Source organism: Kitasatospora sp. NPDC098663 (assembly GCF_044760075.1).
In the GTDB taxonomy this organism is placed as follows: Bacteria; Actinomycetota; Actinomycetes; order Streptomycetales; family Streptomycetaceae; genus Kitasatospora.
Genome location: NZ_JBIWAP010000019.1, coordinates 1 through 15,415, shown reverse-complemented (window position 1 = coordinate 15,415; position 15,415 = coordinate 1). Strand labels below are relative to the sequence as shown.

17 protein-coding genes are annotated in these 15,415 nt (G+C 72.1%); 7 read left to right on the top strand and 10 right to left on the bottom strand.

The window, feature by feature from the left end:
- Positions 1 to 49: 49 nt before the first annotated feature.
- Positions 50 to 1,234 (top strand): MFS transporter, encoded by a 1,185-nt coding sequence (locus ACIQVZ_RS21355; RefSeq protein WP_402452049.1) that lies wholly within the window; start codon positions 50 to 52, stop codon positions 1,232 to 1,234.
- Here the strand turns inward: ACIQVZ_RS21355 and ACIQVZ_RS21350 are convergent.
- From ACIQVZ_RS21350 to ACIQVZ_RS21335, 4 genes are all read right to left on the bottom strand, one after another.
- The gene (locus ACIQVZ_RS21350) at positions 1,215 to 2,120 is read right to left on the bottom strand and encodes a LysR family transcriptional regulator (RefSeq protein WP_402452047.1); all 906 of its coding nucleotides are present in this window, start codon (positions 2,118 to 2,120) and stop codon (positions 1,215 to 1,217) included. The genes ACIQVZ_RS21355 and ACIQVZ_RS21350 overlap by 20 nt on opposite strands.
- A 25-nt stretch (positions 2,121 to 2,145) precedes the next feature.
- Positions 2,146 to 3,414 carry a phosphotransferase family protein gene (locus tag ACIQVZ_RS21345; RefSeq protein WP_402452045.1) on the bottom strand — a complete coding sequence of 423 codons (1,269 nt, stop codon included), beginning with the start codon at positions 3,412 to 3,414 and terminating at the stop codon, positions 2,146 to 2,148.
- A 94-nt stretch (positions 3,415 to 3,508) separates the two neighbouring features.
- Positions 3,509 to 4,366 carry a PhzF family phenazine biosynthesis protein gene (locus tag ACIQVZ_RS21340; RefSeq protein WP_402452043.1) on the bottom strand — a complete coding sequence of 286 codons (858 nt, stop codon included), beginning with the start codon at positions 4,364 to 4,366 and terminating at the stop codon, positions 3,509 to 3,511.
- Positions 4,367 to 4,455: 89 nt separating this feature from the next.
- Complete coding sequence (locus ACIQVZ_RS21335) at positions 4,456 to 5,553, bottom strand: DUF5937 family protein (protein WP_350879552.1); 1,098 nt, start codon at positions 5,551 to 5,553, stop codon at positions 4,456 to 4,458.
- Between the two features lie 9 nt (positions 5,554 to 5,562).
- Here ACIQVZ_RS21335 and ACIQVZ_RS21330 point away from each other — a divergent pair, with 9 nt between their 5' ends.
- The 5 genes from ACIQVZ_RS21330 (at position 5,563) to ACIQVZ_RS21310 (ending at position 9,872) form a co-directional block, all read left to right on the top strand.
- On the top strand, positions 5,563 to 5,739 hold the full coding sequence (locus ACIQVZ_RS21330; protein WP_402452040.1) for a hypothetical protein: 177 nt from the start codon (positions 5,563 to 5,565) through the stop codon (positions 5,737 to 5,739).
- Positions 5,740 to 5,794: 55 nt separating this feature from the next.
- On the top strand, positions 5,795 to 7,075 hold the full coding sequence (locus tag ACIQVZ_RS21325; protein ID WP_402452038.1) for an MFS transporter: 1,281 nt from the start codon (positions 5,795 to 5,797) through the stop codon (positions 7,073 to 7,075).
- Positions 7,076 to 7,189: 114 nt separating this feature from the next.
- Positions 7,190 to 7,993: an MBL fold metallo-hydrolase gene (locus ACIQVZ_RS21320; protein WP_350879554.1), complete on the top strand. Its 804-nt coding sequence runs from the start codon at positions 7,190 to 7,192 to the stop codon at positions 7,991 to 7,993.
- A gap of 6 nt (positions 7,994 to 7,999) precedes the next feature.
- Positions 8,000 to 8,431: a nuclear transport factor 2 family protein gene (locus ACIQVZ_RS21315; RefSeq protein ID WP_350879555.1), complete on the top strand. Its 432-nt coding sequence runs from the start codon at positions 8,000 to 8,002 to the stop codon at positions 8,429 to 8,431.
- Positions 8,432 to 8,609: 178 nt separating this feature from the next.
- Positions 8,610 to 9,872, top strand: coding sequence for an NAD(P)/FAD-dependent oxidoreductase (locus ACIQVZ_RS21310; protein ID WP_402452036.1), 1,263 nt, complete (start codon positions 8,610 to 8,612; stop codon positions 9,870 to 9,872).
- 136 nt (positions 9,873 to 10,008) lie between these two features.
- On the opposite strand, the gene ACIQVZ_RS21305 is transcribed toward ACIQVZ_RS21310, so the two are convergent.
- The 6 genes from ACIQVZ_RS21305 to ACIQVZ_RS21280 form a co-directional block, all read right to left on the bottom strand.
- Positions 10,009 to 10,443, bottom strand: a complete 435-nt coding sequence (locus ACIQVZ_RS21305; RefSeq protein ID WP_402452034.1) for a hypothetical protein — start codon at positions 10,441 to 10,443, stop codon at positions 10,009 to 10,011.
- 169 nt (positions 10,444 to 10,612) lie between these two features.
- Positions 10,613 to 11,011: a hypothetical protein gene (locus tag ACIQVZ_RS21300; RefSeq protein ID WP_402452032.1), complete on the bottom strand. Its 399-nt coding sequence runs from the start codon at positions 11,009 to 11,011 to the stop codon at positions 10,613 to 10,615.
- A gap of 318 nt (positions 11,012 to 11,329) precedes the next feature.
- Positions 11,330 to 12,517: a methyltransferase gene (locus tag ACIQVZ_RS21295; RefSeq protein ID WP_402452030.1), complete on the bottom strand. Its 1,188-nt coding sequence runs from the start codon at positions 12,515 to 12,517 to the stop codon at positions 11,330 to 11,332.
- Positions 12,518 to 12,685 (bottom strand): hypothetical protein, encoded by a 168-nt coding sequence (locus ACIQVZ_RS21290; protein ID WP_402452029.1) that lies wholly within the window; start codon positions 12,683 to 12,685, stop codon positions 12,518 to 12,520.
- 364 nt (positions 12,686 to 13,049) lie between these two features.
- Entirely contained in the window at positions 13,050 to 13,481 is a 432-nt protein-coding gene (locus ACIQVZ_RS21285; protein WP_402452026.1) for a hypothetical protein, read from the bottom strand.
- A complete protein-coding gene (locus ACIQVZ_RS21280) occupies positions 13,453 to 13,833 on the bottom strand; it encodes a hypothetical protein (protein WP_402452023.1) in 381 nt (126 codons plus the stop codon). Before ACIQVZ_RS21280 ends, ACIQVZ_RS21285 begins: the two co-directional genes overlap by 29 nt.
- A gap of 444 nt (positions 13,834 to 14,277) precedes the next feature.
- Here ACIQVZ_RS21280 and ACIQVZ_RS21275 point away from each other — a divergent pair, with 444 nt between their 5' ends.
- A complete protein-coding gene (locus ACIQVZ_RS21275; RefSeq protein WP_402452020.1) occupies positions 14,278 to 15,336 on the top strand; it encodes a helix-turn-helix domain-containing protein in 1,059 nt (352 codons plus the stop codon).
- Positions 15,337 to 15,415: the final 79 nt, after the last annotated feature.

The following is a 15,415-nucleotide window of genomic DNA, read 5'->3' as shown; positions in this document are numbered from 1 at the left end:
GAGCTCATCGATCTTGTTCCGCCCTCGGCACGGCTGATGGGCTGGCCCCATGACCGACGCCGACACCCTCGCGCCCCCGGCCGCCCCCGGCAGCCCGCCCCGCTGGGCACCGATCACCGCCGTGGCCCTCGCCACCTTCACCGTGGTCTCCGCCGAGATGATGCCCGTGGGGCTGCTGACCCCCGTCTCGAAGACCCTCGGCGTCTCCGACGGCGTCACCGGGCTCTCCCTGACGATCACCGGGCTCCTCGCCGCCGCCCTGTCCCCGTTCGTTCCCGCGCTCATCGGGCTCCGGGACCGCAAGCACGTGCTGGTCGCCTTCATGCTGCTGCTGTCGCTGGCCAACGCGCTCACCGCGCTCGCCCCCGGCTACCCCGTGCTGGCCGCCGCCCGCGTCCTGCTCGGCCTCGCGATGGGCATGGTGTGGGGCATCACCGCGGGGCTCGGACCGCGCCTCGCCGACGGACCGCGGATCGCGCTCGCCACCACGCTGATCTTCTCCGGCGTCTCCATCGCCTCGGTGCTCGGCGTCCCCCTCGGCACCTACCTCGCGGCGCTGCTCGGCTGGCGCTCCGCGTTCTGGGCCCTCGCCCTGCTCGGCGCGGTGTCCGCCGCCGTCCTCGCCCGCACGCTCCCCGCTCTCCCCGTCCACGAGCGCGGCCGGCTCGACGGGATCGGGGACACGCTGCGCAGCCGGGGCGTCGCCGCCGGACTCGCCGTCACGGCGCTGGTCGTGCTCGGCCACTTCACCGGCTACACGTACGTACGGCCGGTGCTCGAAGTCGACGCCGGCCTGAGCAGCGGCGTCATCGCCGCCTGCCTGCTGGTCTACGGACTGGCCGGCGTCGCCGGGAACTTCACCCTCGGCCCGGCGGCCGGCCGGCGCCCCAAGGCGGCCGTGACCACCGCCCTCGCGGGCGTCGCACTGGCCACCGCCCTCCTGCCGCTCCTCACCGGGAGCGTGGTGGCGGTGCTGCTCGCGCTCGTCGTCTGGGGCGCCTCGTACGGCGGGGTCTCGATCTCCACCCAGACCTGGGTCCGGATCGCCGACCCCGCCCGGATCGAGGCCTCGGCGGCGCTGTGGGCGGGCGTGTTCAACGCGAGCATCGCGCTGGGCTCGCTCGCCGGCGGGCTGGTCATCGACCGGGCCGGGACCCACGCCGTGCTCCTCACGGCGGCGCTGATCACGGCGGCCGGACTGCTGCTCGCCGCCGTCACGCGCCCACGGCGGTGAGCGCCCGCACGAAGGCCCCGGCCAGCGGGTGCGGCGGCCGCCCGCCCTGCACCACCAGCAGCGTGGACGGCTCCAGACCCGGCACCGGCAGGTAGCGGATGTCCGGCCGCTGAACGTACGCCGTGCTCGCCTCGCACAGCAGCAGCCCCAGGCGGGTGCTGGCCACCGTCGACAGCCCCTCCTGGAGCGTGGCCGCGCCCGCCGGGTAGGCCAGCTCCCGCCCGTCCGGCGTCCGCCGCGGGGCGTTCGCCCGGCGCCAGTAGTCCGGGGCGGGCCCCCGCGGTTCGATCAGCGCCAGCCCGGCCAGTTCGTCCGCGGAGACGCTCGCCGCCCCGGCCAGGCGGTGCCCGGCGGAGACGGCGACGTACATCGGCTGCCGCGAGAACTCCAGCAGCACCCGCAGGCCGTCCTCCCGGCACGGGGACAGCACGATGGCCAGGTCGATCTCGCCCCGGCCCAGGTGGGAGAACGGATCGCCCCAGGACAGTTCGACGAGCTGGGCCGCCCCCTCCGCAAGGCCCGCGATCGCCCTGGCCACCGGCTCGTACACGGCGCACTGGAACCCCAGGCGCAGCGGCCGTTCCGTCGAGGCGGCCCGGGCGCGGGCCGCCTCGAAGCCCACCCGGAGCCGGTCGACGGCGGGCACCACCTGCTCGGCCAGCTCGCGCCCCAGCTCGGTCAACTCGACCCGTCGGCTGGTCCGTTCGAACACCGGGGCGCCGACCCGGCCCTCCAGCCGCTTGATCAACTGGGAGACCCGGCCCTGCGAGACGCCCAGCAGCTGCGCCGTCCGCCCGAAGTGCAACTGGCGCACCAGGACGGAGAAGCACTCCAGCTCCTGGAGCGGCAGCTCCGGGAGCACGGGGCCTGGCGTCGTCCGATCCACCCCGGCAGTCTAGGTCCTGTCCGGCCTAGGTGTTCTGACCCGTGAGGTCGGTGAGGTCGGGAACGCCGCAGGCCAGTGCCGCGCGCAGCTCGGCGGCCGGGTCGCCCGCGTGGTAGGGGCGTTCGCTCTCCTCGACGTGGTCCAGGAACTCCTGGTAGCGCAGCGCGTAGGACAGGTGGTACAGCGGCTCGACCAACTTCAGCGCGCGCCACGGCCGGGATCCGGGCGCGTGCTCGCTCCAGGCCTTCAGCCAGACCTCGACGAGGTGCTGCCAGCGCTCCGGCGTGAGGTAGGCGCGCGGGCGCAGCCCGTCCAGGGCGGGGTGGCCGAGGCAGGAGTCGGCGTAGTCGACGACCACCGGACGCTCGCCGTCGGAGCGCCAGTTGCCGGGGTGGAAGTCGCCGTGCACCAGGGTCTCGGGGAGGCCGCAGGCCGCCAACTCCTCCAGCAGCGCGGGGAGTTCGGTGACCAGTCGGCGGACTCCGGCCAGTTCCCCGGGCGTCAGGTCGGTCTCGCCGGGGAGCCGGTCGAGCAGCGCCTGCGCCTGGGCGAGCAGCGTCCGGGGCGTCCGGTCGCGCAGCCCGGCCTTCGCCGCGCGCCCGTCGGCGGCCAGCGCCGCCTGGGCGGCGACCAGCCGGGGCACCACCTCCTCGACGGTGTCGAGGGACGGCGACCAGCAGTCCTCGCCGGGCACGTGGTCCAGCAGCAGCCGCCCGCCCACCGGGTCGGCGGCCAGCACCGGCGGCACGAGGCCAGGGTCGACGCCGCCGAGCAGCGCGATCACCTCACCCTCCCGGGCGTTGAAGGCGGGCGTCGTGGTCTTCAGCCAGGCGTCGCGGCCGGTGGCCGTCGGAAGGCGGAGGAGGCCCGACAGGTTCCAGGTCCGGATCTGCCGCGCCGGGCCGGCGACCGGACGGCCGGCCCCGGCCAGCTCCGCCTCCGCCCAGGCCAGCGCCTCCCCCAGCCCGGCCGGAGTGGCCCAGGCCGCGCGGCGCTCGGCGGGGCCGAGCAGCGCGGCCGTCCCGGCGTCCAGCGGCCGGGCCTCGACGGCCGTCGGCCGCTCCAGCGCCTCGGCGTGGTACCAGACCTGCCCGCCGTGCCCGCCCTGCTCGCTCCGCCCCTCCACCAGCCGCAGCACCAGCACCGGCACCCCGGCGAGTTCGGCCGCCCGCGCGCCCACCCCGTCCACCGACGACCACCACCCGCCCGCCGCCTGGAACGGGCCCACGGGGCCGAAGTACTCGGCCCCGTGGGTGAGATGGACGGTGACGGCGCGTTCGCTCGCTCGCTGCATCCGGGCAGCTTCGCCCACCCGGGCCCCGTGTGCGAGCGAATTTCCGGGTGCCCACGGCCGGGACCGGGCCGGGACCGGGCCGGTCGCGCTCGCGCTACGGGATCGCCACCGCCGCGCCGGACACCCGGATCCGGTTGTCCGCCGTCCGCAGTTCGACGTGGAGGACGCCCGGGCGGCCCAGGTCCTCGCCCTGGTGGAGGGTCAGCACCGCCGGGGCCGCCACCGCGCCCTGCTCCCGCAGGTAGGCGCCGAAGGCGGCCGCGGCGGCGCCGGTGGCCGGGTCCTCGACGACGCCGCCGACCGGGAAGGGGTCGCGGACGTGGAAGACGTCCGAGGCCTCGCGCCAGACGAGCTGGAGGGTCACCAGGTCGCGGGCCCGGGTGTAGGCGGCGAGGCCGTCGAAGTCGTAGTCGAGGCGGGCCAGGCGGTCGCGGGTGGCGGCGGCGAGGACGAGGTGGCGGGCGCCGGCGTAGGCGATCCGGGGCGGCAGGGTCGGATCGAGGTCGGTGCGGGCCCAGCCGAGCAGGGCGAGGACCTCGTCGACGTCGGCCTCGGTCACGTCCTCCACCTGCGGCTCGACGCTGGTCAGGGTGGCGCGCAGCACGCCCTCCGCGTCCTGGTCGACCTGGACGGGGACGTCGCCCGCGGCCGTCGTGAAGACGTACTGCCCGGGGCCGGTGCGGGCGGCGAGCGCGACGGCGGAGGCGACCGTGGCGTGGCCGCAGAACGGCACCTCGGTGAGCGGGCTGAAGTACCGGACCCCGTAGGCGCCTTCGGTCGCTCCCGCGGTCAGGAAGGCCGTCTCGGAGTAGCCGAGCTCGGCGGCGATGGCGAGCATCCGCTCGTCGGTCAGGCCTGCGGCGTCGAGTACGACGCCCGCCGGATTGCCGCCCTCGGGGCGGGTGGTGAAGGCGGCGTAGCGCAGGATGCGGGGTGAGGCGTCGTCGGTCATGCCCGGACGAACGCGTTCCGCTCCCCCGCTGTTCCCGCTCACCCGTTCCCGCTCACCCGTTGCCGGTCCGCCGCTCACCACGACACCGGTCACCGCAGCAACGCCTCCAGGAAGTCCGAGCCGAGCCGGGCGCTGCCGGACAGGTCGAGTTGGTAGAGCATGTACCGCCCGCGCCGCTGGGTGATGAGCAGCCCCGCCTTGCGCAGGACGGCCAGGTGCCGGGACACCTCCGGCGCGCTGAGCTGCCAGGCGGAGGCGAGTTCGCCGGTGGTGTGCGCGCCGCGGGCCATGGTGCGGGCCAGGCGCAGCCGGACGGGGTGGGCGAGGGCTTCCAGCCGCTGCTGGACGAGGGCCAGCGAGACGGGTTCGGGGATGCCCTCCTCGGCGACGGGGTACTGGAGGACGGGACGCCAGCCGGGGGTGTACACCACCACGAGGTGGGGCCGCCCGAAGGCGGTGGGGATGAGGGTGACGCCGCCGCCGTCGGTGCCGCTGGTGGCGTTGTCCTGGAGCTTGTCGATGACGATCCGCCGCCGCCCGTCGGCGCTCTGGTCGAGGGTGACGGAGGGTGAGACCGCGGCCAGCGCCTCGGCGGGGCCGCGCCGGGCCAGCAGGTCGGCCTTGCGCCGGGCGTCGGCGGCCAGGGCCGGCAGGACGCGCTGCCAGGCGTCGGCGAAGAACGCGGACTCGCAGTCCTCCAGCATCCGCCGGACGAGGGCCCGGACGGCGGGCGGGTCGGCGAGCAGCCGGTCCGCGAAGGCGGCCTGCCGGGGGCCCCGGGCGAGCGCGAGTTCGCGGGCCCGCTCGTTGGCCACCGGGTCGGTGAGCGGGGAGGGCGCCCGGCGGGCCGGCCGGGAGGCGCCGCAGGTGGTGACGAGGGCCGCGGCGACGTACAGCTCGTCGTCCATCCGGTCGACGGCGTCGAGCTCGGCGGCCAGGGTGGCGCCGGGCAGCCCGGGGACGAGGAAGTCGGCGCGGGAGGAGCGCCAGAGGAAGTCGGCCTCCAGCAGCCGCTCGGCCAGCTCCGGCGGGATCGTCGCGGCGGTGCTGGACGCCCAGCCGTGCAGCGCGGGGTGGTGCGCGGGCTCGGCGAGGACGTCCAGCATCGCGGTCAGCTCGCTCAGCGGGGACGGCGTGAAGAGCAGGCGCTCGTCGGGCAGGCCGGTGATGTCGATGGTCACGCTCATGCGCCCGCCGTGCTCCTCCCGGCAGGGGCGCTCGCCCACCCGCGCCTCTTGGTGATCGGTTCGCTCACGACGTTGCCGATCGGTTCACTCACGACGTTGCTGATCGGTTCACTCACGACGTTGCTGATCGGTTCACTCACGACGGCGATCCTGCCACCCGCCCGGATCCGCTCCCGCGTCGATTGACGGTTAGCGTCAATCGACGTGCCCGGCGGGCCGGGCAGGGCGGACGGTACCGGCCATGAGCCTGATCCAGGAGAAGTCCGTCCATGACCACGCCGCCGTCCGCGACGGCCTGCCGCCGGCCCCGCCGATCGGTGCGGGCCCCGGGGGCCCGTCCACGCTGCTGCGGCTGCTGACCGCGGCGGGCGGGCCCCGGTACGCGGCCGCGCTGGTGGTGGACGCGGTGGGCTCCGGCCTGCTGCGGCCGTTCCTGCTGCTGTACGGGATCGGGGTGCTGCACCTGGGCGCGGCGGCGGCGGGGCTGGCGATGTCGGCGGGGATGGTGGCGGGCCTGCTGGTGGTGCCGCTGACCGGCCGGTGGATCGACCGCGGCGCCCGGACCCTGCCGGCCGCGGCCACGTTGGTGGTGCGGGCGGCGGGCGCGCTGGCGCTGCTGGTCGCGGACGGCCTGTCGGGGTTCGTGGCGGCGTCGGTGCTGATCGGGGTGGGCAGCCAGTCCTGGCCGACCACGCACGCGGCGGTGGTCAGCACGCTGACCGAGGGCCGGCTGCGGGACGCCGCGCTGGCGGCCGGGCGGTCGCTGCGCAACGCGGGGCTGGGCTCGGGGGCGCTGCTGGCCACGCTGGTGGTGACCGGCGGGGCGGGCGCGATCCGGGTGCTGGCAGGGGTGACGGGCGCGGCCTGCCTGGCCGCCGCCGCGCTGGTGCTGTCGCTGCGGGTGCGCGCACCGCACCGGGCCGCCGACCGGGCGGTGGACGTGCGGGAGCAGGGCGAGTCGCTGCGGCGGATCAGCCTGCTGAGCCTCGCCAACCTGCCGTACGCGTTCTGCTTCGACGTGCTGGAGGTGGCGCTGCCGGCGCTGCTGGTGCTGCACCTGCACGCCTCCCCGGCGTGGTCGTCGGGCGTGTTCGTGGGCAACACGGTGCTGGTGATCGCGCTGCAGCTGGTGCTGGTGCTGCGGCTCGCCGACCGTTCGCGGCGGGCCGTGCTGGCCGCCTCGGGGGTGACACTGGCCCTGGCCTACCTGGGGTACTGGGCGGTCGGGTCGCTGGGCGGCACCGCGGGTGCGGCGGGCGTAGCGGCGGTCTCGGTGGTGTTCACGCTGGGCGAGATCCTCTACACCGGTGCGGGGACGGCCCTGGTGACGGCCACCGCCCCGCCGCACCTGTTGGGGCGGGCGCTGGCGCGCTGGGAGCTGTCCTCGGGCGTGGGCCGGGCGGCGGCGCCGGCGGCGCTGATGGCGCTATTGGCGGCCGGTCCGGGGGTGCTGTGGCCGGTGCTGGCCGGGGCGACCCTGCTGGGGGCGCTGGCGGTGCTGCGACTGGCCCCGGCGACGTGAGCGGTCTCAGCGACGTGAGCGGTCCTGCCCCGCCCCTCCTCCGGATGCGGAGCGCACCCGCAAGGCCGATGCTGGCGGCGAGGCGTGCCCGGCAGCAGGAAGGACAACAGACCCATGAGTGCTCTCGACTTCGAGATCATCGACAGCCCCGACAGCTCGCTCAACAAGACCTCCGTCCTGGTCACCGGCCCGCGGGACGCCCTGCTGGTGGACGCCGGGTTCACCCGCTCCGACGGCCGCCGGCTGGTGGAACGGATCCGCGCCGGCGGCAAGCGGCTGGCCGCGGTCTTCGTCAGCCACGGGGACCCGGACTTCTACTTCGGCGCCCAGGAGGTCCAGGACGCCTTCCCCGAGGCACGGTTCCTGGCCACCGCCTCCACCGTCGAGCACATCCAGGAGACGTTCGAGGGCAAGCTCAGGGCCTGGGCCCACCTCGGCCCCGAGCTGCCCACCCGGCTGGTCCGGCCCGAGGTGCTGCACGGGGACGAACTCGTCTTCGAGGGGCACCGGTTCGAGCTGCGCGGCGCCGACTTCCACCTGCCCGACCGGCACTACCTCTGGCAGCACCACCACCGCGCCGTGCTCGGCGGCGTACTGCTCTTCGAGGGTCTGCACGTGTGGACGGCCGACACCCCCGAACAGGCCCAACGCGCGGCCTGGATCGACCTGTTGGACGGGATCGAGGCGCTCGAACCGCAGTTCGTCGCGGCCGGCCACCGCACCGCCGGCGCCGCCACCGACCTCACCTCCGTCCGTCACACCGGGGACTACCTGCGCGCCTTCGAGACCGAGATCGGCCGGGCCCCGGACGCGACCGCCGCGAAGGAGGCGCTCGAACGGCGCTTCCCCGACCTGGGGTTGAAGATCGCCGTCGACCTCGGCACCAAGGTCGCCATGGGCGAGATGGCCTGGAGCTGAGCGACGATGATCGAGATCCCGAGGGACACCGCCTCGTTCGCCGAGTCCTCCGCCCCGGCCGACGTGGTCCGCCGCCAGTACCTGGCCTCCGCCCACGGCGACCTGGCCGCGCTGCGCGCCACTCTCGCCGACGACGTCGAGTGGACCGAGATGGCCGGCTTCCCGCTGGCCGGCACCTACCGCACCCCGAAGGGCGTCACCGCCAACGTCATGGAGCGCCTGTCCGCCGCCTGGGAGAACTGGACGGCGCACGACGACACCTACGTGGTCGACGGCGAGAACGTGGTGGTGCTGGCCCGCTACACGGCCGTCCACAAGATCACCGGAAAGCCGCTCGCGGTGCGGGTCGCCCACCACTTCACGGTGCGCGGCGGCCGGATCGTCCGCTTCGAGCAGTTCGCCGACACCGCGCTGGTCCGGGAGGCGATGACCCCGTAGCCGGCCCCGTAGCGGATTCCTCGACCGCCCCCGTAGCGGTTCGCGCACCGGTTCGTACACCGGCTCGCGTTCACCCGTACGGGGGAGCGCGGCGCGGCGCGCCCGGCGCGGTCTCGACACGCCACCCGGACGGCGGCAGGCTGGCCCCTGATTCCGGCTGGAGAGCGAGGAGTTCAGCATGGGCACGGGCACGGCGGGAACGGCGGAGGACGGCGGGCGCGAGCGGCCGATCGTGATCGTCGGGGCGTCCCTGGGCGGCGCGAAGGCCGCCCAGGCGCTGCGCGAGGCCGGGTACCGGGGCGGCATCGTCCTGATCGGCGACGAACACGACCGCCCGTACGAGCGGCCGCCGCTGTCGAAGGGGTACCTGCTCGGCAAGACGCCCCGGGAGAAGATCTACGTCCACCCGCCGCAGTGGTACGGGGAGCAGGACGTCACGCTGCGGCTGGGCACGGCGGTGGCCGCGATCGACCCGGCCGGACACACCGTGACGCTCACCGACGACGGCCAGGTCGAGTACGCCAAACTGCTGCTCACCACCGGCTCGACCCCGCGCCGCCTGCCGGTGCCGGGCGCCGACCAGGACGGCGTGCTCTACCTGCGCCGGGTCGAGGACAGCGACCGGATCAAGGCCGCGCTGCGCCCGGGCGCCCGGGTCGCCGTGATCGGCGCGGGCTGGATCGGCCTGGAGGTGGCGGCCGCGGCCCGGGAGGCCGGGGCCGAGGTGACGCTGCTGGAGGCCGCCGAACTGCCGCTGCTGCGGGTGCTGGGCCGGGAGGTGGCACAGGTCTTCGCCGATCTGCACCGCGACCACGGCGTCCAGCTGCGGTTCGGCGTCGAGGTCACCGAACTCACCGGCTCCGGCGGCACGGTGAGCGGCGTGCGGCTGGGCGACGGCACGACCGTGCCGGCCGACGCGGTGGTGGTCGGCATCGGCATCACCCCGGCGACCGGCCTGGCCGAGGCCGCCGGACTGGAGGTCGACAACGGCGTCAAGACCGACCAGCACCTACGCACCTCGGACCCGGACGTCTACGCGGCCGGCGACGTCGCCAACGCCTACCACCCGCTGTTCGACACGCACCTGCGGGTCGAGCACTGGGCCAACGCCGTCAACCAGCCGCAGACCGCCGCCCGCGCGATGCTCGGGCACCCGGACGCGGTGTACGACCGGATCCCGTACTTCTTCAGCGACCAGTACGACGTCGGTCTGGAGTACGTCGGCTACGTCGAACCGGACGGCTACGACCAGGTGGTGTTCCGGGGCGACCCGGCCACCCGCGAGTTCATCGCCTTCTGGCTGGCCGGCGGCCGGGTCCTGGCGGGCATGAACGTCAACGTCTGGGACGTCACCGACCCGATCCGCGACCTCATCGTCTCGAAGAGGTCGGTGAACACCGAGCGTTTGGCCAACCTGAGCGTCCCACTTGGGGACGTCTGAGCAAGGATCGCTCTTCCCGTCTGCGCGGCCAGACAGCAGCACAAAGCCCCCGGAATGACACCACCGAGCGCCTCCGGGGGCTCTGTGCTGCCCGCTGCTCTCCCGCGCCTCCATGGCGACGCGGGAGAGGGGAACATCAGGGCTGGTCGATTGTGGCCGACCACCGACCGCGGGACAGGTGGATCACGCCGTCCGGGTCGATCCTGGCGTTGCAGCCGTACAGCGGGAGTCCGCCCTCGACCTCACGCCAGTTCCGAATCCGCTCCACGTCGTCCCAGAGTCGGCGGGGTCCGCTCTGGTGGACCGTCGGCGGCTCGTAGCGTTCCGCCTCCGCCCGTGCCCACGAGCCGTCAGGGTGCACGAGGTAGGCCACGCGCTTACCAGGTCGCTCCTCGAAGTCGATCTCGACGCCCGGCGTGGTGATCGTGAGCATCGACCAGACTTCCCAGTTGTTGCGGATGTCCGCGACCGGGTACCGGTACGCCTTGACCTCGTCGCCGTCGGCTTCGCGGGCGGTCTTGAAGAGGTCGTGCAGGCCCCGCAGGTAGGTCGGCCCATTGCGGGTCGTCATGAACCCGGCCCAGTCCCGTTCGGCCCTGCACGAGACCCCCCGTACGACCGCACGGCCGGCCTCCAGGCCGAGCTGACCAAGATGGAGGCCCGACAGACCTCCTAAACGCGAAAAAGCCCCTCCCCCTTTCGGGAGAGGGGCTTTTCCGCGTTTCCAGGTCATTCCCTCGTCAGGAACATTGGGGAAGGCCGTTGGTACCTCGCGCATGCCACAAATCATAGTTATCGACATATGCGCCATACACATAGTCGTTGAAATATTGCCGACCAATGCCGGACCAGTAGTACTCGGTGGTGATGTAGTACCAAACGTCGCCCTGGTTGGCGATGTCCTCTCCGACCGTCCAGCAGCGAACGTTCACCTGGTCCCCGGGAGCAAGGTCCTGGTGGATGTCCTTGTTGGCCGTCCAGGGGGACCAATAGAGTCCCACGTGGTGGTTGGTCTTCAGGGTAACCCAGTGGTCCCCGGTATCTGCGTGGGCGGGTCCGGTCGTCAGTGCAAGCCCGCTGACTGCCAGAGCACCAGCCACCACAACCTGTACCGCACCCTGCCTCAGGTTCCGTTTCATTCTCGTCCCCCCGTGAAAGATCAGCCGATACCGGCATCGATAGCGCCAGTCACCACTTCGAGGTTGACAGATCCTCTGATGCACAACAATGGCCAGTTTCCGCCAACAACGAGTCCCCTCCCCCGTTCGGGGGGAGGGGAGCTTTCGTGTTTCCGGGCCTACAGCCCCTCCGGGCAGGTGATCCCGTCCGCAGTACGCGGGCACGCGATCAGCGCCCTTGACACCACCAGCGGGGCGGGACCACGAGGCGCGGGTAGGCATTGGGTCGATAGAAGGACAACTGAGCCCTATACGAACGCCCGCGCCCCAGTTCTCGGCCTAGCTGCTCTGATCCGGCGCCCGAACTACGTTCTCCGGGCTGTCGAGCCAGTACCGATGGTCCCCGGTGGCGGACACGGTCAGTCCGAAACGATCCGGGCCGGGTTCCTTGCTGTCGAGCCACCACCCGTGAGCCTTGGCTACTTCGTCCCACAGGCGCCGCTCTCCGTGCTGCCACACGGTGAACCCGTCCGACCCCTCACCCGCCCAGTCGACGGCCGCCCACGACTTGGTGTCCGTAGTCGCGAGCCAGAGCCGGCGGGCAACACCGTCAACGTTGGGGTCGTCGTCCCACGCTTTCCAAACGTTGCCGAGCTGCACGCCGAGCGTGAACGCGAGATCCCACCTGTCCTCGGCAATGTCGTGCGCAGGCAACTCGGTGCGCGACTCCTGCGGCACGTGCTCATCACGGACCACGTCCCGATAAAGCCTGACCCCGGATCGCTGCCGCCGGTTGAGCATGAACGCGCTGTGCGGGTGGAACCGCCCTTCTGCGCTGCCGTCCTCGGCGACGGTCAGCAGCAGCAGCCCCCAGCCCAGCCACGGACTGTCCCACGGCAGAAGGACCAGGCCGCCGGGCTCGGTCTGTGCGATCAGGTCCGGCGGTACGGACCGGAAGGCGCATGTGCCGATCACCCGGGCGTACTTCGCACCGGACGGCCATCCGCGAGTGCCATCTCCGCACACCACCACGGGCGACAGCCCGAGTTCGTGCAAGGTGGTGCGTGCCCGCGTGGTCACGGTGGGGTCTACTTCGATGCTGGTCACCAGGTCGGACCCCAGACGGTGTGACAGGAGACCGCAGTTCCACCCCGGCCCGGTGCCGATCTCCAACACCTTCATACCGTCCCGCAGTTCGAGCATTTCGAGCATGCGGATGACGATGCTGGGATCGGACAGGGATGACGTGGGAACCGGGTCGTCGTCCGTTTCCTGACCATCGTTCACCTGCGTCACGACCGGGCTTTCCGCGTAGGCGGCAGCCCACCAGCCGGCGGGGTCGTCCGTGCGACGGCAGGGCGTGAGGTCGTCGGCGTTCCAGATCAGATCCGGCAGGAAGCGATGCCGCGGGACCGCGTAGAGGGCGGACTCCCACTCGGGGGCCACGTCGTGGCCGAGATACTTCGTGATGGCCCGGAGCAGGCCGCGCACGGCGGCCCGCTCCGACTCGTTCCACTTGTCCGTCAACTACTTGTCCTTGTCCTTACCGTGCTTGTTGTCGATCTTGCCGGACTGGTGGTCGTTGGTGGTCTTGCTGTCACCGGGGTCCTTCTTCCCCCCGTGCTTGCCCTGTCCGCCGTCGTTCTTGCCCGATCCGCCGCCGCTGCTTCCGCCCTTACCGGTTCCCCAAGCCATGGTCGGACTCCTTCGTGTTGTCGGTGGTGGTGGTTAGTTGGTGCGCTTCGGGAGCCGCACGCAGCTTCGCGCGGGGGCCTGCGTTCCGTCCCCCGGCACGGACCCGGGCGAGCGGTTCCTCGGAGTGCTCATGCTGGTGTGTCTCCTCACCCTGTGGTGCGAGGGCAGCCTGTCGGCTGTGGGTCCTGCGGTGGTGCTGAGCCCGTCCCGGCTCGGCGACTTGGACGGTACGGACGACCGGGACGGGGGTCTGTGGGGTGTCTACGCGGCATTGTCCTGCGGGCCGTGTTCGCGCGTGACGGGTTCGAACGCTTCCGTCACCATGTGGATAAACCGGCGGTAGGTTGGGTCGCCCGCGTTGGCCTCAGCGGCCCGGTACTCGTCCGAGCGTCGCCGGTTGGAACGGGAGTCTCGCGGACACGGGCGGACGGGACGTGCGCTGCCGTTCGTACTCGGTTTCGACGTGGACGGCACTCCCACACTTGAGCGCCCAGAAGAAGGGCTGGCCGTTGTCGTCATGGCTACGGAACGCCACTTCGGTGCTGAGCGTGGCCCCCGAATCGACGTCCTTCACCCGTCGGTGACGAACGAACACGCCCTCGCGCCCGTCGGTGTGCTGATACCAACTCTGGAACGTCAGTCCCAGGTCGGTAACGCAGCCGCCCGCCGCCCGCTGGGGACACTGGCAGCCGGTGTCCGGGGCGAACTCCAGGTCGTCGTCGTAGATGGTGGTCGCGATGCTGCTGTACAGACTGGGGACGATCGGCTCAGCCGGCAGCCGCCGAGGGATCGGCATGGTCGTTCCTTCCCTTGATAGCGCCGTCCTCCTGGTACAGCTCAACCCCGGCGTCGAGCATCTGCGCCAGGGCGACCTGTTCGCGGGTCGGGCGGTCGATGTGCGAGTAGGGGCACGACCACACGGACCCGCTAGACCCGGGCTCTCGCAAGTACGCAATCCCGCGTAGGTAGTTGTGGACGGTCCCGATCAGCGCGCCGCCCCGGGTGTCAACGGCGACGGAGCCGATCGACGGGCCATTCAGGCGACCGGCCACAGAACGGGAGACTTCCCCGCGCGCCTCCACGTCGAGACGGACGACACGTTCGGCAGCCTCGATGCCCTTTTTCCAGTCTCTCCACCGGTTGGCCACGTGCGTTCCTTGTGCTGGCAGGTACAGGGGGTTGTGGTGCTCCGCCCCCGGTCGTCCGCGTCCGTCCAAGTCGCGTCACCGGGGGCGGGGTTGTTCATCCTCCGACGTCATAGGACGACGGGCGCTCTCGGGTGTCCGGGAGCGCTACCCGGCGGGTGCAGTCGGTTGACCAGCCCCCACCCGCCGGGGTCTAAGTGGTGGCCCCGCCCGTCCGAAGGTTCGGCTTCGGCGGGAGGTACGGGAGTTGGAACCCGTCCCGGACGGGCCGCTTCCATGACTGCACGTCCGGGACGGGGGCCTGTAGGTGTTGTTGGCCTTTCGGCTGACTGACATTCAACGACGCCGGACCACCGGAAGAGGACTCCAAGGCAGTGACTCCAAGTTGGAGTCTGTGCACTGCCTGTGGGTTTACGATCCGAGAACGTTGTCACGGGGAGCGATGCAGTGGACCACCAGCCGCCTGGCCCGCGCGAGATTGTCGCTGGTCTCCTTGGAGACGAGCGCTTGTTGGCCGTTCTTCGCGCCAGGGACATGGGCGCGCTGTTCAAGTTGCTGAACACGCGTGGAGTCAGCACCCGGCGTATCGCAACGGCAGCGGGTATCGGCCAAGGGCGGCTGTACGACTACATGAACGGCCGGACGAAGGTTGAGAAGCTGGCCATGTTCGAGCAGATCGCCGACGCCTTCCACATCCCCGGCAATCTGCTTGGCCTAGCCCGGCGTCCCTGGGAGCCGACTGCACCGGCGGGGCCGTACCGTGCACCGCTCGGCGAAGCGCTCGCCCACTCCGATGATCTCTCCGCGATGGACGCGTTCCGGAGTGCGGACAGGCAAGCTGGGGGCGGTCGCCTCTACAGCGCCGTAGTCCGACACCTGACAGACCAGGTAGCCCCCCGCCTGGTCGACGGCGGGTCCGGCCCGGCGGTGTTCGGGGCTGCTGCTGCGCTAACCGAAATGGCTGGCTGGATGGCGCACGACTCAGGGCACGACGCCGTAGCCGCGGCGCACTTCTCAAAGGCGCTGCCGCTTGCCCGAACCTCTGGAGACCTGCCCCTGGCCGCGCACATCGCTGCTAGCAGCAGTCACCTTGCACTACAGACCGGCGACCCCCGCGAGGCAGCACACTGGGCGCTGGTAGGGATCGAACTCGCCCGCTCGGGGCCACATCTGCCAAGTCTTATGGCCCGACTGCACACCATGCACGCGCGAGCGCTGGCGACAACAGGGCAGTACGCGCCCGCAGCCGCTGCGCTGGATCAGGCCGAGGTGTCGCTTGAACTCGGCGCCGATGACGAACACCCTTGGCTCTCGCCGTTCGACCGCGCGACACTGGCGAGCGAATCCGCCTTAGTCTTCGGAGACTTGGGGAAGCTCGATTCCGCACTCATCTACGCACAGCAGGCCGTCGACCTACGCGGTGAAGGTCGAGCCCGATCCCTCGCTCTGAGCCGGATCACCCTCGCCTCGATCCACGTTGAGCGAGGGGATCTAGGAGATCGCTGAAGATCTTTCAGGTTCTGGCCCCACGTGCTTTCGCGTGGGGCCAGACTGTTGCGGGTGCAGGGAGACTGGGCTGGCGAGC

Coding starts and splice junctions, on each gene's coding strand:
- ACIQVZ_RS21340 (WP_402452043.1), bottom strand. CDS start 4,366: ATGACCGACGACGCCTCACCCCGCATCCTGCGCTACGCCGCCTTCACC.
- ACIQVZ_RS21300 (WP_402452032.1), bottom strand. CDS start 11,011: ATGAAACGGAACCTGAGGCAGGGTGCGGTACAGGTTGTGGTGGCTGGT.
- ACIQVZ_RS21325 (WP_402452038.1), top strand. CDS start 5,795: ATGAGCCTGATCCAGGAGAAGTCCGTCCATGACCACGCCGCCGTCCGC.
- ACIQVZ_RS21355 (WP_402452049.1), top strand. CDS start 50: ATGACCGACGCCGACACCCTCGCGCCCCCGGCCGCCCCCGGCAGCCCG.
- ACIQVZ_RS21315 (WP_350879555.1), top strand. CDS start 8,000: ATGATCGAGATCCCGAGGGACACCGCCTCGTTCGCCGAGTCCTCCGCC.
- ACIQVZ_RS21320 (WP_350879554.1), top strand. CDS start 7,190: ATGAGTGCTCTCGACTTCGAGATCATCGACAGCCCCGACAGCTCGCTC.
- ACIQVZ_RS21345 (WP_402452045.1), bottom strand. CDS start 3,414: ATGCAGCGAGCGAGCGAACGCGCCGTCACCGTCCATCTCACCCACGGG.
- ACIQVZ_RS21285 (WP_402452026.1), bottom strand. CDS start 13,481: ATGCCGATCCCTCGGCGGCTGCCGGCTGAGCCGATCGTCCCCAGTCTG.
- ACIQVZ_RS21305 (WP_402452034.1), bottom strand. CDS start 10,443: ATGACGACCCGCAATGGGCCGACCTACCTGCGGGGCCTGCACGACCTC.
- ACIQVZ_RS21290 (WP_402452029.1), bottom strand. CDS start 12,685: ATGGCTTGGGGAACCGGTAAGGGCGGAAGCAGCGGCGGCGGATCGGGC.
- ACIQVZ_RS21335 (WP_350879552.1), bottom strand. CDS start 5,553: ATGAGCGTGACCATCGACATCACCGGCCTGCCCGACGAGCGCCTGCTC.
- ACIQVZ_RS21310 (WP_402452036.1), top strand. CDS start 8,610: ATGGGCACGGGCACGGCGGGAACGGCGGAGGACGGCGGGCGCGAGCGG.